The sequence below is a fragment of the Mesorhizobium sp. WSM4819 genome, from assembly GCF_055811215.1.
In genome coordinates this window covers 1-16013 of sequence record NZ_JBVVQO010000023.1, presented here as the reverse complement: position 1 = coordinate 16013, position 16013 = coordinate 1, and the positions used below count along the sequence as shown (strand labels likewise).

17 protein-coding genes and 1 pseudogene are annotated in these 16013 nt (G+C 62.7%); 9 read left to right on the top strand and 9 right to left on the bottom strand.

Features of this window, described 5'->3' with window-relative positions; all coding sequences use genetic code 11:
- Window positions 1-458: 458 nt before the first annotated feature.
- Together metF and AC0L18_RS20490 are read right to left on the bottom strand one after the other, a co-directional pair.
- Entirely contained in the window at window positions 459-1376 is a 918-nt protein-coding gene (gene metF, locus AC0L18_RS20495) for a methylenetetrahydrofolate reductase [NAD(P)H] (protein WP_023798712.1), read from the bottom strand.
- Window positions 1376-2398 (bottom strand): ArsR/SmtB family transcription factor, encoded by a 1023-nt coding sequence (locus AC0L18_RS20490; RefSeq protein WP_473493937.1) that lies wholly within the window; start codon window positions 2396-2398, stop codon window positions 1376-1378. Before AC0L18_RS20490 ends, metF begins: the two co-directional genes overlap by 1 nt.
- Window positions 2399-2542: 144 nt before the next feature.
- Here AC0L18_RS20490 and tsaA point away from each other — a divergent pair, with 144 nt between their 5' ends.
- The 4 genes from tsaA to AC0L18_RS20470 all read left to right on the top strand — a co-directional run bounded on the left by tsaA (window position 2543) and on the right by AC0L18_RS20470 (window position 4418).
- Window positions 2543-3049 (top strand): tRNA (N6-threonylcarbamoyladenosine(37)-N6)-methyltransferase TrmO, encoded by a 507-nt coding sequence (gene tsaA / locus AC0L18_RS20485; RefSeq protein WP_473493936.1) that lies wholly within the window; start codon window positions 2543-2545, stop codon window positions 3047-3049.
- Window positions 3046-3357 (top strand): DUF2293 domain-containing protein, encoded by a 312-nt coding sequence (locus AC0L18_RS20480; RefSeq protein ID WP_473493935.1) that lies wholly within the window; start codon window positions 3046-3048, stop codon window positions 3355-3357. The genes tsaA and AC0L18_RS20480 overlap by 4 nt, the downstream gene beginning before the upstream one ends.
- A 101-nt stretch (window positions 3358-3458) precedes the next feature.
- The gene (locus AC0L18_RS20475) at window positions 3459-3611 is read left to right on the top strand and encodes a hypothetical protein (RefSeq protein ID WP_473493934.1); all 153 of its coding nucleotides are present in this window, start codon (window positions 3459-3461) and stop codon (window positions 3609-3611) included.
- Window positions 3612-4418: an aminotransferase class IV gene (locus AC0L18_RS20470; protein WP_473493995.1), complete on the top strand. Its 807-nt coding sequence runs from the start codon at window positions 3612-3614 to the stop codon at window positions 4416-4418. It begins immediately after the preceding gene.
- Between the two features lie 12 nt (window positions 4419-4430).
- Here the strand turns inward: AC0L18_RS20470 and AC0L18_RS20465 are convergent, their stop codons facing one another.
- Together AC0L18_RS20465 and AC0L18_RS20460 are read right to left on the bottom strand one after the other, a co-directional pair.
- Entirely contained in the window at window positions 4431-5048 is a 618-nt protein-coding gene (locus AC0L18_RS20465; RefSeq protein WP_473493933.1) for an MOSC domain-containing protein, read from the bottom strand.
- 137 nt (window positions 5049-5185) lie between these two features.
- A pseudogene (locus AC0L18_RS20460) lies at window positions 5186-5314 on the bottom strand (beta-ketoacyl-ACP synthase III); the annotation flags it as partial.
- A 117-nt stretch (window positions 5315-5431) separates the two neighbouring features.
- Between AC0L18_RS20460 and AC0L18_RS20455 the strand changes: the two are divergent.
- Both AC0L18_RS20455 and AC0L18_RS20450 read left to right on the top strand, forming a co-directional pair.
- Window positions 5432-5719 (top strand): hypothetical protein, encoded by a 288-nt coding sequence (locus AC0L18_RS20455; RefSeq protein WP_473493932.1) that lies wholly within the window; start codon window positions 5432-5434, stop codon window positions 5717-5719.
- Complete coding sequence (locus AC0L18_RS20450; RefSeq protein WP_473493931.1) at window positions 5716-6465, top strand: hypothetical protein; 750 nt, start codon at window positions 5716-5718, stop codon at window positions 6463-6465. The genes AC0L18_RS20455 and AC0L18_RS20450 overlap by 4 nt, the downstream gene beginning before the upstream one ends.
- 68 nt (window positions 6466-6533) lie before the next feature.
- On the opposite strand, the gene AC0L18_RS20445 is transcribed toward AC0L18_RS20450, so the two are convergent.
- The 5 genes from AC0L18_RS20445 to AC0L18_RS20425 all read right to left on the bottom strand — a co-directional run bounded on the left by AC0L18_RS20445 (window position 6534) and on the right by AC0L18_RS20425 (window position 11784).
- The gene (locus tag AC0L18_RS20445; protein WP_023798706.1) at window positions 6534-7655 is read right to left on the bottom strand and encodes a beta-ketoacyl-ACP synthase III; all 1122 of its coding nucleotides are present in this window, start codon (window positions 7653-7655) and stop codon (window positions 6534-6536) included.
- Between the two features lie 207 nt (window positions 7656-7862).
- A complete protein-coding gene (gene tam, locus AC0L18_RS20440; protein ID WP_473493930.1) occupies window positions 7863-8654 on the bottom strand; it encodes a trans-aconitate 2-methyltransferase in 792 nt (263 codons plus the stop codon).
- Window positions 8651-8893: a type II toxin-antitoxin system RelB family antitoxin gene (gene relB / locus AC0L18_RS20435; protein WP_473493929.1), complete on the bottom strand. Its 243-nt coding sequence runs from the start codon at window positions 8891-8893 to the stop codon at window positions 8651-8653. The genes tam and relB overlap by 4 nt, the downstream gene beginning before the upstream one ends.
- Window positions 8894-8951: 58 nt before the next feature.
- A complete protein-coding gene (ettA, locus tag AC0L18_RS20430) occupies window positions 8952-10601 on the bottom strand; it encodes an energy-dependent translational throttle protein EttA (protein ID WP_027153822.1) in 1650 nt (549 codons plus the stop codon).
- 157 nt (window positions 10602-10758) lie between these two features.
- Window positions 10759-11784: a ribonuclease T2 family protein gene (locus tag AC0L18_RS20425; protein WP_473493928.1), complete on the bottom strand. Its 1026-nt coding sequence runs from the start codon at window positions 11782-11784 to the stop codon at window positions 10759-10761.
- Window positions 11785-11982: 198 nt separating this feature from the next.
- Here AC0L18_RS20425 and AC0L18_RS20420 point away from each other — a divergent pair, with 198 nt between their 5' ends.
- From AC0L18_RS20420 to AC0L18_RS20410, 3 genes are all read left to right on the top strand, one after another.
- Window positions 11983-12918: an alpha/beta fold hydrolase gene (locus tag AC0L18_RS20420; RefSeq protein WP_473493927.1), complete on the top strand. Its 936-nt coding sequence runs from the start codon at window positions 11983-11985 to the stop codon at window positions 12916-12918.
- A 158-nt stretch (window positions 12919-13076) separates the two neighbouring features.
- Window positions 13077-14252: a CaiB/BaiF CoA transferase family protein gene (locus AC0L18_RS20415; RefSeq protein ID WP_473493926.1), complete on the top strand. Its 1176-nt coding sequence runs from the start codon at window positions 13077-13079 to the stop codon at window positions 14250-14252.
- Entirely contained in the window at window positions 14249-15898 is a 1650-nt protein-coding gene (locus AC0L18_RS20410; protein ID WP_473493925.1) for a thiamine pyrophosphate-binding protein, read from the top strand. The genes AC0L18_RS20415 and AC0L18_RS20410 overlap by 4 nt, the downstream gene beginning before the upstream one ends.
- Window positions 15899-16013: the final 115 nt, after the last annotated feature.

The following is a 16013-nucleotide window of genomic DNA, read 5'->3' as shown; positions in this document are numbered from 1 at the left end:
ATCGAACGACGCTCCAATTCGTCGAATCTTCGCATCGACCCGAAATCGATCCCGACTTTCGGCGACGGTAGCGCTGCCATACCCATTCTTGCCCCAGCTCCGTCACATTTTGTACACAGGGCCGAAGCGGGATTTTGCCGAAGAGTTTCAATGCCTAACGGCAAATGGCCTGTCGCAAATTCCACATTGTCGTCGCATTGCAGCATAGTTTCCGCTTGCCTGTGGCAGAAATGCCCCTAGACTCTGGCCATAGCTCTTTAAGAGGAGGCTATGACATGGGGCTTACCAGGCCAATCAACGCATTGATGATTTGTGCTGCATTTGCATTCATCGGGGCGCTGATTATGGGCTTTCTTCCGTAGACCCGCCGAGCAACGGAAGCAGCACAAAATAGTCCAAGTCATTGAAAAGGCCGGGTTTTTTACCCGGCCTTTTTGCATCCCGGATTTGACAGAGACTTACGCCGCGGCGGACCCCGCGGCTTCAGCCTCATGCGAGCGGATGCCGATCATGTGGCAGACGGCGAAGACCAGATCGGCGCGGTTCATGGTGTAGAAATGAAAATCGCCGACGCCGCGCTCGACAAGGTCCAGCACCTGCTCGGCCGCCACCGCGGACGCCACCAGCGCATGCGTCTGCGGGTCCGTCTGCAGCCCGTCGAAGCGCTCGGCCATCCACGCCGGCACCAGCGCACCGCAACGCGCCGAGAAATTGGCGACCTGGGTAAAATTGTGGACCGGCAATATGCCCGGCACGATCGGTATGTAGATGCCCGCCCGCCGCGCCCGCTCGACATAGCGCTCGTAGAGGTCGTTGTCGAAGAAGAACTGGGTGATCGCCCGCGTCGCGCCATTGTCGACCTTGCGCTTCAGCATATCGATATCGGTGGCGAAATCCGGGCTCTCCGGATGCTTTTCCGGATAGGCGGAGACCGAGATGTCGAAATCGCCGACACCTTTCAGCGCCCCCACCAGTTCGGCGCCGTTGGCATAGCCGTCCGGATGCGGACGATAGGCGGCGCCGACGCCCTCGGCCGGATCGCCGCGCAGGGCGACGAAGCGGGTGACACCCATGTCGGCGAATTCCTGGATGACTTCATCGACCTCGTGACGCGCCGCATCGACGCACGTCATGTGCGCCGCCGGCGTCAGCGTCGTTTCGTTGAGGATGCGCTTGACCGTGCGCGCCGTGCGCTCGCGGGTCGAGCCGCCGGCGCCATAGGTGACGGAGACGAATTTCGGCTTGAGCGGCTGCAGGCGGGTGACGGTGTCCCACAGCCTTGCTTCCATCTCGTCGCTCTTCGGCGGGAAGAACTCGAACGAAACCCTGATCTTGTCGCCAATGTCAGGGCGGCGGGAAAAGCGGAACTGGTTCATCAGGCGGTTTCCCCTATCGGAAAGGCATTGGCCGGTTGTGCGTGGTTGGAAGGATCGGCGATCAGCATGCGCTGGTCACGGCCGAGCCACAGTTTTACGGTGAGCCTGGGTTCGTTGCCGGCGCGCGGCTCGAATTCCTGGCTCTCCTCGAGGTCGAGCCCGGCCTCGGAAAACCACTCGGTGATCTGCCGGTCGGCAAAGCCGAGCCGCACATGCGCGTGGGCGTCGCGCAGGAATTCCAGCGAATGCGGAGCGAAATCCACGATCACCAGCCGGCCTGCCGGACGCAGCAGCCTAGCTGCCTCGCGGATCGCGCGGGCAGGATCGTCGAGATAGTGCAGCACCTGGTGGATGGTGACGAGATCGAAGGCGTCGCGCTCGACCGGCGGCGCAAAAATGTCGCCCTGACGCACCTGCGCATTCGAAATGCCGGCCTTGTCGAGATTGGCGCGCGCCACCGTCAGCATCTCGCGCGACATGTCGATGCCGATGCCGCGCCGGTAGAGCGGCGAAAAGATCTCGAGCAGCCGCCCGGTCCCAGTGCCGAGGTCGAGCATCGACTGGAACGGCCGCTTGCCGACGAGCTTGAGCAGCGCTGCCTCCACGGCGCGGTCCGGCACATGCAGCGAGCGGATGTGATCCCAGCTTGCGGCATTTGCGGAGAAATATTCGGCGGCGCGATCCTGCCGCTTGCGCTTGACCGCCGCCAACCGCTCGAGGTCACGCTCGACCTGCGGATCGGCACCCCGGATACCGGAGACCAGCCTGAGCACGAAACCCCGCGCCGCATCCGAATCCGACAGCCGGAAGAAGGCCCAGGAGCCCTCCTGATAGCGGCCGATCAGCCCCGCCTCCAGTAAAAGCTTCAGGTGGCGCGAGACGCGCGGCTGCGACTGGCCGAGGATTTCGGTGAGATCGGAAACGGTGAGGTCGCCGCGCGACAGCAACGCCAGGATGCGCAACCGGCTGGATTCGGCCGCCGCCTTCAATGTATCTACCATGGTGTCGAGCGCGACATGCATGCGAGCATTCTCTTTGAAAAAGATATAAACATATGTTTATGTCGATTTTGGTTGGCTTGCAAGCGCTATGTCGCTCCCGGACAAGAAAATGACGCATGCGGTGCGGATCGCCAACAGCCGGATGCATGATCGGGGTGGAAAACCATGTTCGAAACGCGCAGCGGCGAAAAGCTTCTGGAAACTGATCCCGCCGATATGCCGCCCGACGGCCATGTCGTCTTCATCGGCCGCATCGCCTCGCCCTGGACCACGCGGGAAACTTGCCCCAAGAACATGAAGGCCGCGCGGGAAACGGGGCGGCCGGCGGTTCTGACGATCGAGCTGCCTTATCGCGATGGCCTGCTCGGGCTTGAACGCGCCAGCCACGTCATCATCCTGTCCTGGCTGCACCACGCACCGCGGACCTTGATTGTTCAGAGACCCCGCCATGCGGCTGAACCGAAAGGCGTTTTTTCGCTGCGCTCCCCGGCCCGGCCGAACCCGGTCGGGTTGCATATCGCAAAACTCGTCGCCCTCGACATCGAAACGGGCCGTATCGATCTCGATGCCATCGACGTGCTCGACGGCACGCCGGTGATCGACATCAAGCCTTATTTCGCTTCGACCGATGCCTTTGCCGACGCGACCATCGCCGGACGGGACGAGCAATGAGCGCGCCGACCGGTCGCCGCCGCGCCATCGCCAAGGCGCTGACAGCGCTTTTGCCGCTGGCGCCCTATGCCGACATGGAGAAGATCCGCGCCGACGCCGGCGCGGTGCATATGAAGAGCTTGCCGCCGAGCATTGCCGTGTGGCTGGCAACCATCGCTCATATCCGCCATATGCACACCGACTACGAAAAGCTGCTGGCCGAAGGCTATGACCGCGATTCGGCGCGCTTCTTCGTCATGGAACAGACCAACAGGGTGCTGACCCGCTGGCGCGCCACCCGTCTGCTCGAGGATGAGGATGAGGAATAACCAGATACCCCGACGACTCATCCGCAACCCCGGCCTGTGTCTTGTGCCAACCGCCGCAGCGCTCTATCGCGTTCGACGAAGACGACCTGACGGAGAACGTGATGAGCAACTTGATCGATCCGCACACCAAACCACTGCCCTCGCTCTCCGCCCATCACATAGACCCGCACTCCTACCCCGATGGTATTGCCTTCCTGGACGGGCAGTATCTGCCGATGTCGCAAGCCAAGATCTCGGTGCTGGATTGGGGCTAGCTGCATTCCGACGCCACCTACGACACGGTGCATGTTTGGGACGGTCGTTTCTTCCGCCTCGATCTGCATCTCGATCGCTTCTTCGGCGGGCTGGAAAAACTGCGCATGACGGTCCCGTTCGACCGCGATGGCGTGGCCGAAATCCTCCACAACTGCGTGGCGCTGTCGGGTCATCGCGCCGCTTATGTCGAGATGCTGTGCACGCGCGGCGCCTCGCTGACCTTCAGCCGCGACCCGCGCGACGCGATCAACCGCTTCATGGCGTTCGCCGTTCCCTTCGGCTCGGTTGCCAATGCTGAGCAATTGCAGCGCGGCCTGCATGTGGCGATCAGCGACAAGGTGCGCATCCCACCAGCCTCGATCGATCCGACAATCAAGAACTACCACTGGCTCGACCTGGTGCGAGGCCTCTACGACGCCTATGACCGCGGCGCCGAGACCGCACTGCTCCTCGATTTCAACGGCAATGTCGCGGAAGGCCCCGGCTTCAACGTCTTTTGCGTGGATGACGGCAAACTGTTGACGCCGGCTGTCGGCGTGCTGCCAGGTATCACCCGCCGCACCGTCTTCGATCTCTGCGCGGAGGCAGGGCTTGCCGTTGCCGCGGCCGATGTCAGCGTCGCTGCGCTGCGTCAGTCCGATGAGGTCTTCATCACCTCGACCGCCGGCGGCATCATGCCGGTAACGATGATCGACGGTGTTCCGGTCGCGGACCGCAAGGTCGGTGCGATTACCAGGCGCCTCATGGCGATCTATTGGCAAAAGCACGGTGATCCGGCCTGGTGCAGCTCGGTGCACTATCCCTGACCATCCCTGGCCTCAGGCCCGGTAAATCCACTGCTCGGGCACACGCACCGAAATCGCCTCGCCGTCCGTGATGCGGCCTGGTTTTTCCACCCAGGCGACAAGGCCGCGCAACCGCTTTGCCGCCTTCGGGAACAACAGCGCGCCGGCTTCACGGTCGGCCATTCCGGCATTTTCGGCGACCGATCGCCCGGCGATGCGGCAAGGTCCGTTCTGCGCGTCAACCTTGACGGTGACGCCGCCTTTAAAGAACAGCAGCGTGCCGGACGGCAGCATCGAGAGATGCGGCAGGCCTTCGATCAACAGATTGGCGCCGATCCACTCCGGCTTGATCTCGGCGATGGCCATCCGCCCTGCCACGATCGCCAGCTCGTCCGCGGCCACGATCGACAGCTGGCGCTCGTTGCGCATCTCGGTGCCGCGTGGATACCAGGGCTCGCGCCCGCCGGAGCGCCGCGTCGCGCCAGCGTGGAAATCGCCGTCGATGCCGTCGAAGCCAAGCCGCAATTCATCCACCGCGCGTGTCTCGAAATGATCCGATGGCGCGACGTAAAGCCCGGCCACCCGCGCGGCCAGCTTCCGCGCCAGGATGATTTCGACCGGGTTGTCGGTCTCGGGGAAGAGGTCCAGCACAGGCTTCGCTCCTTGCGTGATGCCAAGCAATTAGCCGCAGTGAGCTCATTAGGTCCAGTCGAAAGCGCTGATGCTCCAATCAAGCAGCCTGATGCGATTACACCTGCGCCTTCCAATGCCGGTGCCGTTCGCGCCAATCAGAGCATGCGCAACAGCGCCCCGCTGATCGAATAGCCGGCGCCGAAGGCGCAGAGCAGGCCATAGTCGCCGGCGTTCATGTCGGCATGGTTTTCAGCCGGGGCGACGACCGCACCGGCGCCGGCGGTGGTCGGAAATCAGGTGGGGAAAAACAAATACCGTTGGTGCAATGGCCAGCCCCAAAGTTGAAGAACCCCCGAAGTAAAAGTACCGTGCGCCAATTAACTTGGGCGGATGGGCCTCTGATGGGTGTTTTGAACAAAGAAATACCACTCGGCTCCTACACGGTCTCAATTGAGAGCGTGAGGAAGATTTATAGAGGATGCGCTGGAGTTGACTCCGCCGGGTCAAAGGAGGCTCCGGAGATCACGAGGTTCTATGGCTTCCTGATCACCAACACCCTTGTCGCGCCGATCCACGAGAAGGCCATGCCGGTGATCCTGGCGACGCAAGAGGAAACGGAAACGCGGCTCAATGCGCCGTGGTCGGAGGCGAAGCCGCTACAGGGCACGGCACCGGACGACGTCCCATGATTGTCGAGAAGCCCGCAACGCAGATCAAGGTTGCGCAAGGGCCGAACAACGCAAACCGGACAATTTCTGCTGCTTTAGGCGCGGCAATGGAGATGAGAGTGTGCACGATACAGACTTTGTTGGTTATAGCGGCTTTGCTGATCTCACAAATCGCCAGTGCGGCGGAGGGGGTACCTTTTCCCGATTTGGATACCGAGGGCTACTGCACTGCTTTGGTGTCAAAGATGCTCGTCAAGACGGAACAGCAGGTCGAAAGGGACAAGTGCCTCTTGGAAGAGAGAGCACTGAGGGCCAGACTGGAACCCTTCTGGTACCTTGTTACACGCGCCGAAAGCGACAGATTGAAGAAAGACTACTTAACGGAGGGTCGCTTCCAAACCTACCTGAATGCCAGCTCATTTGTTGCCTCCGCGTTAGGAAAGGCTTGCCTGGATGGTCGCGTATTCTGTAGCCCTGATGAGCCACCGGCGACCACCGCACTTTCGGTGTTTAGAAGCGACTACTACTGTTATTTAGGAAGTAGTGACGCGAAATCAGATAAATTTCGAAACTGCTCTGCCGCTGAAAAAAAGCGCAAGGAGCAACTGGCCAAGTACTGGACAAAAATTCCAGGGGTGAAAAAAGACCGGTGCATTGGCTGGGCGTTCCGCCGGGATTTCCCGCCCTTCCAAGTATTATCGAACTGCGTTGCCGAGGACATCGGGAAGGAATGCCTCAAGCAAACTCGCAAATGTCGTCCCGGTTAGGGAGCCTACTGATGCGATTATACCTGCGCCCTCTAACGCAATGCTGGTGCTGTTCGCGCCAAAGTAGATCAGAGCATGCGCAACAGCGCCCCGCCGATCGAATAGCCGGCGCCGAAGGCGCAGAGCAGGCCATAGTCGCCGGCGTTCATGTCGGCGTGGTTTTCCGCCAAGGCGACGACTGCACCGGCGCCGGCAGTGTTGCCGAGGCGCTCAAGCACCATCGGCGCGCGGTCATGGTCGACCTCGTGGCCGAACGACAGCTTCAGGATCATGGCGTTCATCCGGGCATTGGCCTGATGCAGCCAGAAGCGCCGGATCGCTTGCGGCGTCAGCCCATGCTCGGCCAGGAACTCGACGATGAACTTGTGCCCGGCGACGGTGACTTCCTTGAACACCTTGTTGCCGACCTGCTTGATCAGGTTGCCTTCCAGGTTGATCATATACGGATCGTCCTGGGTGGTGCGCGTGTAGTAGCCAAGATTGGTGCGGATGTTGTTGGACATCTGCGTCCAGGTCCGGGTGTCGAGCACCTCGAAGCGTCCCGGCCGCTTGTCGCCCTGGGCAAGCCCCTCGACGACCATCGAGACCGAAGCGTCGCCGAAGATGAAATGCGTCTGCCTGTCGCGGAAGTTGAGATGGCCGGTGATGATCTCGGGCGTCGTCACCAGCACGCGCCTGTGTGCGCCTGCCCGCACCAGATTGACCGCAATATGCAACGCCGCCGCCGCCGACGAGCAGCCAAGGCCCATGTCGAAGCCGGCGCCCTTCGTGCCCATCGCCTGCTGCATCTCGATGGCGATCGCCGGATAGGGCCGCTGGTGATGCGAGGCCGAGCAGATCACCAGGTCGACATCAGGTGGCTCCAGGCCGGCATGGTCGAGCGCCTTCCTGGCCGATGCGATACCGAACTCGGCTTCCAGCGACAGCGCGTCGTCCGGCCGCGCCGGAATGCGCGGCGCCATGCGGGTCGGGTCGAGAATGCCTTCCCGCTCGATCACATGGCGCGTCTGCACGCCCGAAGCATGGACGATGAAGGCGCTGTCCGATTTCTGCAGCAGCGTCTCGCCCGAAGCCTGGCGGCGGACATTCTCCATCTCGACCCAGGCATTGAAGCTGTCGACCAATTCCTCATTGGTGATCGAAGGCTCGGGGATTTCAACGCCGATGCCGCTGATGATGACGCGATGCATTTTCAGTTCGTCCCATGCGCAGGCGCTGCGGCTTGATGTGGGCGCCGCGAGAGTTCGGCGCAACATGATTCGCATCAAGCTAGTTTAAGCCGGCTTAAATCAAGGGCCTGAGGCAAAAGACCACAACCTTGCGTGGCTGAGATGCGCATTGTGGCGAAACCGAATCAAGCGCAGCCAGGCAGTGCGTCTCGGTGTGGCCAATCGTTTCTAGGCAGCGCGCCGTGCTACGATGAAAAGGCGCGGGAAACGCAGCAGCACCTTGCCGTTCGCCGTCTTCGGATAGGCTTCGGTTATCCCAGCGGTGTAGCGCGTGAGAAAAAACCGTCGCTCGTCCGCGTCGAGCGGATCGAGGAACGGCTTCAGCCCCGTCGACTTCAGCCACTCGACGATCGCCCCGGCATCGGCCAACGGATGATTGTAGGCAGTGTGCCAGATGTCGAGCCGGTCGGAGAACGGCGACAGAAGATCGTAGTAGAACGACACCGGCGGCAGCAGTCTGCGCGCAGCACCCTCGAGCTTTTCGGCAAACGGCATTTCGGCCGCCGTCTCGCGCATCAGCCGGTGCGAGGGCTCGCCCATATTGTCGGGCATCTGCACGGCAAGCGCGCCGCCGGGCGCCAAAAATCCCATCAGCCGCTGGAAGATCGCCGGATGCTCGGGCAGCCATTGGAACACCGCATTGGCGAAGATCACGTCGACCGGCTCTTCGGGCTGCCACGCCGCCGCATCCGCCAGTTCGAAGGCCACTTCCGGCAGACGTGCCCTCGCCTTCTCGATCATGTCGGGCGAGCTGTCCAAACCGCCGACCTCAGCGCCCGGCCAGCGCTCGACCAGCAATTGCGTCGAATTGCCCGGCCCGCAGCCGATGTCGATCACCCGGCGCGGCACCGCCACCGGCACCTGCGCGACGAGATCGCGCGCCGGCCGCGTGCGCTCGTCCTCGAATTTGAGATATTGGGCGGCGGACCAGTCGGGTTTTGCTTTTGCGACTGTATTCACCGATGGACGTCACAGCTGTCGCTTGCATCGTCCAATCCCAGTCGTTCCTTGACTTCGGCCAGAGAAAGCCAGTCACCTTTATCATCGTTAAGACGTTCGAGGGCGATCAGTCCGTCCTCCAAATCCTGAATTTGCTCGACAATGGCGGCAACGACCACGTCGTGTTTTGTCCGGCAAGTTTTCCTTGCCACGATCTCAAGGCGCTTTTCCAGCGCGGTAGGAAGCTCGACATTAAGCATGTTTGTCCCCTTCCGGTGATTCTACGAGCAGCCTGGGAGGCTTGCAACCAATCCGTTGCTACCGCGTCAGCCGCTTGTACGTCATGCGGTGCGGGTTGACGGCGTCGGGGCCGAGGCGGCGGATCTTGTCCTGCTCGTAATCCTCGAAATTGCCCTCGAACCACTCGACATGGCTGTCGCCTTCGAAGGCAAGGATGTGCGTCGCCAGCCGGTCGAGGAACATGCGGTCGTGCGAGATGATGACGGCGCAGCCGGCGAAGTTTTCCAGCGCGTCTTCGAGCGCCGCCAGCGTTTCGGTATCGAGATCGTTGGTCGGTTCGTCGAGCAGCAGCACATTGCCGCCGGTCTTCAGCATCTTGGCCAGATGGACGCGGTTGCGCTGGCCGCCGGACAGATTGCCGACCTTCTGCTGCTGATCGCCGCCGCGGAAATTGAACGAGGCGCAATAGGCGCGGGTGTTGGCCTCGAACTTGCCGAGCTTGACCACTTCGGCGCCACCCGAGATTTCTTCCCACACGGTCTTGGTCGGGTCGAGCGCATCGCGGCTCTGGTCGACGTAACCGAGCTTGACCGTCTCGCCGACGCGGATCGTGCCGGCATCCGGCTTTTCCTGGCCGGTGATCATGCGGAACAGCGTCGTCTTGCCGGCGCCGTTCGGGCCGATGACGCCGACGATGCCGCCGGGCGGCAGCTTGAATTCGAGGTCGTCGATCAGCAGCGTGTCGCCAAAGCCCTTCGACAGGTCCTCGACCTCGATCACCACATTGCCGAGCCGCTCGCCATGCGGAATGACGATCTGGGTGTCGCTCGGACGCCGCTTGTCGGCCGCATCCAGCAGATCCTGGAACGCCTGGATGCGCGCTTTCGACTTGGTCTGCCGTGCCTTCGGGCTGGACTGGATCCACTCGCGCTCGCGGCCGATCGCCCGCTGGCGCGCATCGTCCTCGCGGCCCTCCTGCTTGAGCCGCTTGGCCTTGGCTTCGAGATATTTGGTGTAGTTGCCCTCATAGGGAATGCCGCGGCCGCGGTCGAGCTCGAGGATCCAGCCGGTGACATTGTCGAGGAAGTAGCGATCGTGGGTGATGATCATCACCGCGCCCGGATAGGCGCGTAGATGCTTTTCCAGCCACGCCGTCGTCTCGGCGTCGAGATGGTTGGTCGGCTCGTCGAGCAGCAGAAGGTCGGGCTGGCGCAGCAGCAGTTGGCACAGTGCCACGCGGCGGCGCTCGCCGCCCGACAGCTTGGTGACGTCGGCTTCCTTGGGCGGGCAGCCCAGCGCTTCCATCGCCATCTCGACCTGCTGTTCGAGATCCCACAGGTTGAGCCGGTCCATCTCGTCCTGGAGCTTGGCCGACTCGTCGGCCGTCTCGTCGGAATAGTTCATCATCAATTCGTTGTAGCGTTCGATGATCGCGGTCTTGGCGGCGACGCCTTCCATGACGTTCTCGAACACGGTCTTGCTCGCATCGAGCGCCGGCTCCTGCGCCAGGTAACCGACGGTGGCGCCTTCGGCCAGCCACGCCTCGCCGCTCCACTCCTTGTCGATGCCGGCCATGATCTTGAGGATGGTCGACTTGCCGGCGCCGTTCGGCCCGAGGATGCCGATCTTGGCGTCCGGGTAGAAGGAGAGGTGGATATTCTCGAGCACCTTCTTGGTGCCGTAGGCCTTGTTGAGGCCGGCCATGTGATAGATGAACTGGCGTGCCACGCGCGCTTTCCCTGAAAAGTCGACTGGAATGTCGGATTGAATGGAAGTTGCGCGCTATGTAGGCGATGCCGCGCCGAACGGCAAACTGTTTTGGCATTTCGGATTTGTCTTCCGGCCGAGACGGGCGCGATCGGCATCGGCGCATAGGCATCCAGTGTCACTGGAACTCGATCGGATCGATGATGCCTTTCGGACAGCCGGCATTGTTCGTCGGCACTGAGGCCAGCAGCAGCTCACTGAGCGAAGAGTTCGGACCGATTGGGCCGGTCAGGCCGAGCGTCAGTTCGCCGATCAGCCGCCTGCCGCTCGAAGGATCGTTCACGCAGGAGACGCGAACCCGCTCGCCGGCGCCGGGACCAAAGGCACTGTCGAAGGCGGCGCGGATCTGGCCAGAGGTCAGATCCCGGCCAATGTTTTGCGTGAAAAGATCACGCACTGGTGAAGCATTCGCCGCGCGCGTCAAGTTCAGCGCATCGGAAAAATACGCCTGCTGGCTCTTGCCGTAACAGGTGCCATGCTTGATCCATTCATGCCTGTCGAGAGCGGATGCGGTGCCTGGCATCACCCGATCGAGCTCCGACCGCGTGTTCGGCTCGAGCTCGACCGGCGGCAGGTCCTGCCAGCGCGCCGGATTGTCGTTCGCCTTGTCGGCCGCTGCCACCTGGCAATAGAAATTCCCGTTCGGCTGCGGCCACAGCCCATGCAAGGTGAAATGCGTCGCCTCAAAACCGGCCGCGGTCTGCGCCTTGTATTCGGTCTTGCCGGGCCTGGTTTCGCAAAACGCCGGCTGCCAGCTCAGCGCGAGGACATATTCGGGCTTTCGCGAAGCCGGCTCAGCAGGCTTCTCCTGGTCGGCCGGCACCGGTGCTGCCGGTTCCGTGGACGCGCTGCCCCCCGAAACATGGCCGCAATCGACCTTCACCCAGCGGCGCTCCGGATCGGCCCCGGGCACGCGGATCAGATAGTGGGTGGGAGCATCCTTGTTGCCAGCCAGAAGCTCGTAGCTCTGTCCCGCATCGATCGCGATATTGCCGGGGTTCCTGCCGCTCCTGATGGCCTGGGTGGCTGGACAGGTGGCGTCGGCGATGAAGGAGCCGCTCATCTTGACCTCGGCCCGCGCAGCACCCGTCAGCGACGCGGCGACAAGCGCCGATCCAAAAACAAGACCTGTCAGCGTACGCATGGGTACTCTCCGGTTGAATAATGCTGGGCAACAGATGCCGCCCTCTCTCGGTAGCAAATTCTCCATGTCAGAATTGCGATACCCGCGTTGCGACGCAAGAACAGCGCTGCAAAACACCGCGAACGGATTGACGCAAAACCGGCGTCGGCGCACACAAACGTTCGCAGGCGCTAAAGACGCGTTGGAGACGAAGCGACAATGTCATTCAGCCAGCAGCGCGTGCTGCGATCGCCGACCGGCGCCGAGCTCAACCTTTACGTGAAACGCGCCGAGGGCCGCCCGCGTGCGGTCGTCCAGATCAATCACGGACTGGCCGAACATGCGGCGCGCTATGTCCGCTTCGCTACCTTTCTGGGCGAGTGCGGCTTCCACGTCTATGCCCATGACCATCGCGGCCATGGCGCCACCAAGGCGCCGGACGCTCCGCTCGGCACATTCGCCAAAGTGGATGGCGGCGCCAAGGTCATCGCCGATGTCGCCGCCGTGCACGACCTGATCGCCGGCGACCATCCCGGCCTGCCCGTCATCGTCTTTGGCCATTCCATGGGCGGCCTCGTCGCGCTGAATTTCATGCTTCATCATTCGAACCGGCTGCACGCCGCCGCCATCTGGAACGCCAATTTCTCCGCCGGGCTCGCCGGCCGTGTAGCGCAAGTGATCCTGGCCTGGGAAAAATTCCGGCTCGGCTCCGACGTGCCGTCTCGCATGCTGCCGAGACTGACCTTCCAGGCCTGGGGCAAGGCCGTCCCTGATCACCGGACGCCGTTCGACTGGCTGTCGCGCGACGCGGCCGAAGTCGACAAATACATCGCCGATCCGCTGTGCGGCTGGGATGCGTCGGTGTCGATGTGGCGCGACCTGTTCGGCTTTGTCTTCGACGGCGCCGACGACACCAAATTTTCCGGCATCCGCAAGACCCTGCCGATCTGCCTGGTCGGCGGCGAAAAGGATCCCGCCACCGGCGGTGGCAAGGCGGTCAGCCATCTCGCTGGGCGCCTGCACAGGATGGGCTTTTCGAATCTCGTTTCAAAGGTTTACGCCGAGACCCGCCACGAAAGCCTGAACGAGGTGAATCGAAATATCATCATGGACGATTTCGCCGCATGGGCCGACAGCGTGCTGAAACAAGCCTGACCGAGATAGGCACGGTCCGGTTGGCCCATTGCAAGAACCGTGACTTCGGCACGCGGGATTGATAGTGCATGTTGCCCAAAAGTGCGCAGCGGTTTTGGGATAACGACATGCATAAAAAGAAAACCAGAGCCTGCGCTTTCGATCAATCACGGTGATCCATGACCGAGCCTCCGCTGAAAGGCATCCGCGTAATCGAACTCGCCCGCATCCTGGCCGGGCCGTGGGCGGGGCAATTGCTTGCCGATCTCGGCGCCGACGTGATCAAGGTCGAGAGCCCTGATGGCGGCGACGATACCCGCAAATGGGGTCCGCCCTTCGTCATGAGCCATGACGGCGAAAACCTCTCGGCCGCCTACTACCATTCCTGCAATCGCGGCAAGCGCTCCATCGCCGTCGATTTCTCGACGCCCGAAGGCGCCGAGACAGTGCGCCGGCTGGCTGCGACATCGGACGTGCTGATCGAAAACTTCAAGCTCGGCGGCCTGAAGAAATACGGCCTCGACCATGACAGCTTGCGCAAAATCAACCCGCGGTTGATCTATTGCTCGATCACCGGCTTCGGCCAGGACGGGCCGTATGCGCCACGCGCCGGCTATGACTTCATCATCCAGGGCATGGCCGGCATGATGTCGATCACCGGCGAGGCCGGCCGCGAGCCGCAAAAGGCCGGTGTCGCCATTTCAGACATTTTCACCGGCCTCTATTCGGTGATCGCCATCCAGGCCGCACTTCGCCATGCCGAGAAGACCGGCGAAGGCCAGCATATCGACATGGCGCTCTACGACAGCCAGATCTCGGCGCTCGGCAACCAGAACCTCAACTATCTGGTCTCGGGAAAATCGCCGGTGCAGATGGGCAATGCGCATATGAACATCGCGCCCTACGAGGTGGTGCCGGTCAAGGACGGCCACATCATCCTGGCCATCGGCAATGACGGCCAGTTCGCCAAATTCTGCGCGGCTGTCGGGTTGGACAAGCTGCCATCCGGCCCCGATTTCGCCACCAATCCCGCCCGGGTCGCCAACCGGGCGACGCTGCGCGAGCACATAATCGAGGCGCTGAAAACCTTCGATCGCGATCCGCTGCTGGCCAGGCTGGAGGCGGCAGGCGTGCCTGCCAGCCCGATCAACACGATCGGCGAGATGTTCGCCGACCCGCAGACCATCGCGCGCGGCATGCGGCTCGACCTCGACGACGGCCATGGCAATCTGTTGCCCTCGGTGCGCGCGCCGATGGTCATGTCGGGCACGCCGCTGGTCTATGAGCGGCCCTCGCCGCGTCTCGGCGAACACACCGAAGAAATCCTTGCCGAACTGGAGAGGTCAGGAAAATGAAGACCGGCGGACAACTGATTGTCGATGCGCTCGAAGCCAACGGAACGGACCGTATCTATTGCGTGCCCGGCGAATCCTACCTTGCGGTACTCGACGCGCTGCACGACTCGCCGATCCGCACCATCGTCTGCCGCCAGGAAGGCGGCGCCGCGATGATGGCCGACTGCCATGGCCGCCTGACCGGCAAGCCAGGCATCTGCTTCGTCACCCGCGGCCCCGGCGCCACCAACGCCTCGGCCGGCATCCACATCGCCATGCAGGATTCGGTGCCCGTCATCCTGTTCATCGGCCAGGTCGCCAGCCACGCCAAGCAGCGCGAGGCTTTTCAAGAGGTCGACTACGTCAGGTTCTTCGGCGACATCGCCAAATGGGTGGTCGAGATCGACGACGCCGCGCGCATTCCCGAATTCGTCACCCGCGCCTTCGCGGTGGCGACATCCGGCCGTCCCGGCCCGGTCGTCATCTCGCTGCCGGAAGACATGCTGACCAGCCTTGCCGAGGCGCCGGCAGCCCTGCCCTACACGCCGGTCGAAACGCGGCCGGGCGTGGCCGAGCTCGATGCTCTGGAAAAGCTTCTCAACAAGGCAAAGCGCCCCTTCGTCATCCTCGGTGGCACGCGCTGGGATGCGGAGGCCGTCGCGCGGATGCGGACGATCGCCGAAGCCTGGTCGCTGCCGGTCGGCTGTTCCTTCCGCCGCCAGATGCTGTTCGATCATCTCCACCCGAACTATGCCGGCGATGTCGGCATCGGCATCAACCCGAAGCTGGCGACCGCCATCAAGCAGGCCGACCTCGTGCTGCTGATCGGCGGCCGCATGGGCGAGATGCCGTCCTCCGACTACACGCTACTGAAGAGCCCCTATCCGGACCAGTTGCTGGTCCATGTCCATGCCGACGCCAGCGAACTCGGCCGCGTTTACCGGCCGACGCTGGCGATCAACGCCTCGCCGTCCGCCTTCGTCGAAGCCTTTGCCGGGCGCAAGCCGGCCGCCTCGCCGGTCTGGGCGGATGAAACACCGAAGCTGCACGCCTCCTATCTCGACTGGTCGACACCGCCCGAAAGCGGCCCCGGCGCCGTCCAGATGGGGCCAATCATGAACTATCTCGAAAAAATGCTGCCCGACGACGCGATCCTCACCAACGGCGCCGGCAACTACGCCACCTGGGTGCACCGCTTCCACCGTTCCCGGCGCTTTGCCACGCAGGCGGCACCCACCTCCGGCTCGATGGGCTACGGCACGCCGGCAGCGGTCGCTGCCAAGGAACTGTTTCCCGAGCGCGACGTGATCGCCTTTGCCGGCGACGGCTGCTTCCTGATGAACGGCCAGGAATTCGCCACCGCCGCGCAGTACGATCTGCCGATCATCGTCGTCGTCGTCAACAATGGCATCTACGGCACCATCCGCATGCATCAGGAACGCGAATATCCCGGCCGCGTCGTCGCCACCGACCTGAAGAATCCCGACTTCGCGGCGCTCGCCCGCGCCTATGGCGGCCATGGCGAAACCGTCGAGAAGACGGCCGACTTCGCGCCGGCCTTCGAACGCGCCCGTGCCAGCGGCAAGCCGTCGATCGTCGAGATCAGGCTCGACCCCGAGGCGATCACGCCGACCCGGACGATGACCCAGATACGGGACAGGTCGTGAGCGCCAGAGGCATAGGCCGAGTTGCTTCGCGCCCCCTCTGCCCCCCTCTGCCCTGCCGGGCATCTCCCCCTCAAGGGCAAGGCTTTCGCTCTACGATGTACCCCCACCCCTAACC

Bases quoted from the DNA above. Each gene is read 5' to 3' on its own strand.
- metF (WP_023798712.1), bottom strand. From the start codon at position 1,376: ATGAACCAGTTCCGCTTTTCCCGCCGCCCTGACATTGGCGACAAGATC.
- AC0L18_RS20490 (WP_473493937.1), bottom strand. From the start codon at position 2,398: ATGCATGTCGCGCTCGACACCATGGTAGATACATTGAAGGCGGCGGCC.
- tsaA (WP_473493936.1), top strand. From the start codon at position 2,543: ATGTTCGAAACGCGCAGCGGCGAAAAGCTTCTGGAAACTGATCCCGCC.
- AC0L18_RS20480 (WP_473493935.1), top strand. From the start codon at position 3,046: ATGAGCGCGCCGACCGGTCGCCGCCGCGCCATCGCCAAGGCGCTGACA.
- AC0L18_RS20475 (WP_473493934.1), top strand. From the start codon at position 3,459: ATGAGCAACTTGATCGATCCGCACACCAAACCACTGCCCTCGCTCTCC.
- AC0L18_RS20455 (WP_473493932.1), top strand. From the start codon at position 5,432: ATGGGTGTTTTGAACAAAGAAATACCACTCGGCTCCTACACGGTCTCA.
- AC0L18_RS20450 (WP_473493931.1), top strand. From the start codon at position 5,716: ATGATTGTCGAGAAGCCCGCAACGCAGATCAAGGTTGCGCAAGGGCCG.
- AC0L18_RS20445 (WP_023798706.1), bottom strand. From the start codon at position 7,655: ATGCATCGCGTCATCATCAGCGGCATCGGCGTTGAAATCCCCGAGCCT.
- relB (WP_473493929.1), bottom strand. From the start codon at position 8,893: ATGCTTAATGTCGAGCTTCCTACCGCGCTGGAAAAGCGCCTTGAGATC.
- AC0L18_RS20425 (WP_473493928.1), bottom strand. From the start codon at position 11,784: ATGCGTACGCTGACAGGTCTTGTTTTTGGATCGGCGCTTGTCGCCGCG.
- AC0L18_RS20420 (WP_473493927.1), top strand. From the start codon at position 11,983: ATGTCATTCAGCCAGCAGCGCGTGCTGCGATCGCCGACCGGCGCCGAG.
- AC0L18_RS20415 (WP_473493926.1), top strand. From the start codon at position 13,077: ATGACCGAGCCTCCGCTGAAAGGCATCCGCGTAATCGAACTCGCCCGC.
- AC0L18_RS20410 (WP_473493925.1), top strand. From the start codon at position 14,249: ATGAAGACCGGCGGACAACTGATTGTCGATGCGCTCGAAGCCAACGGA.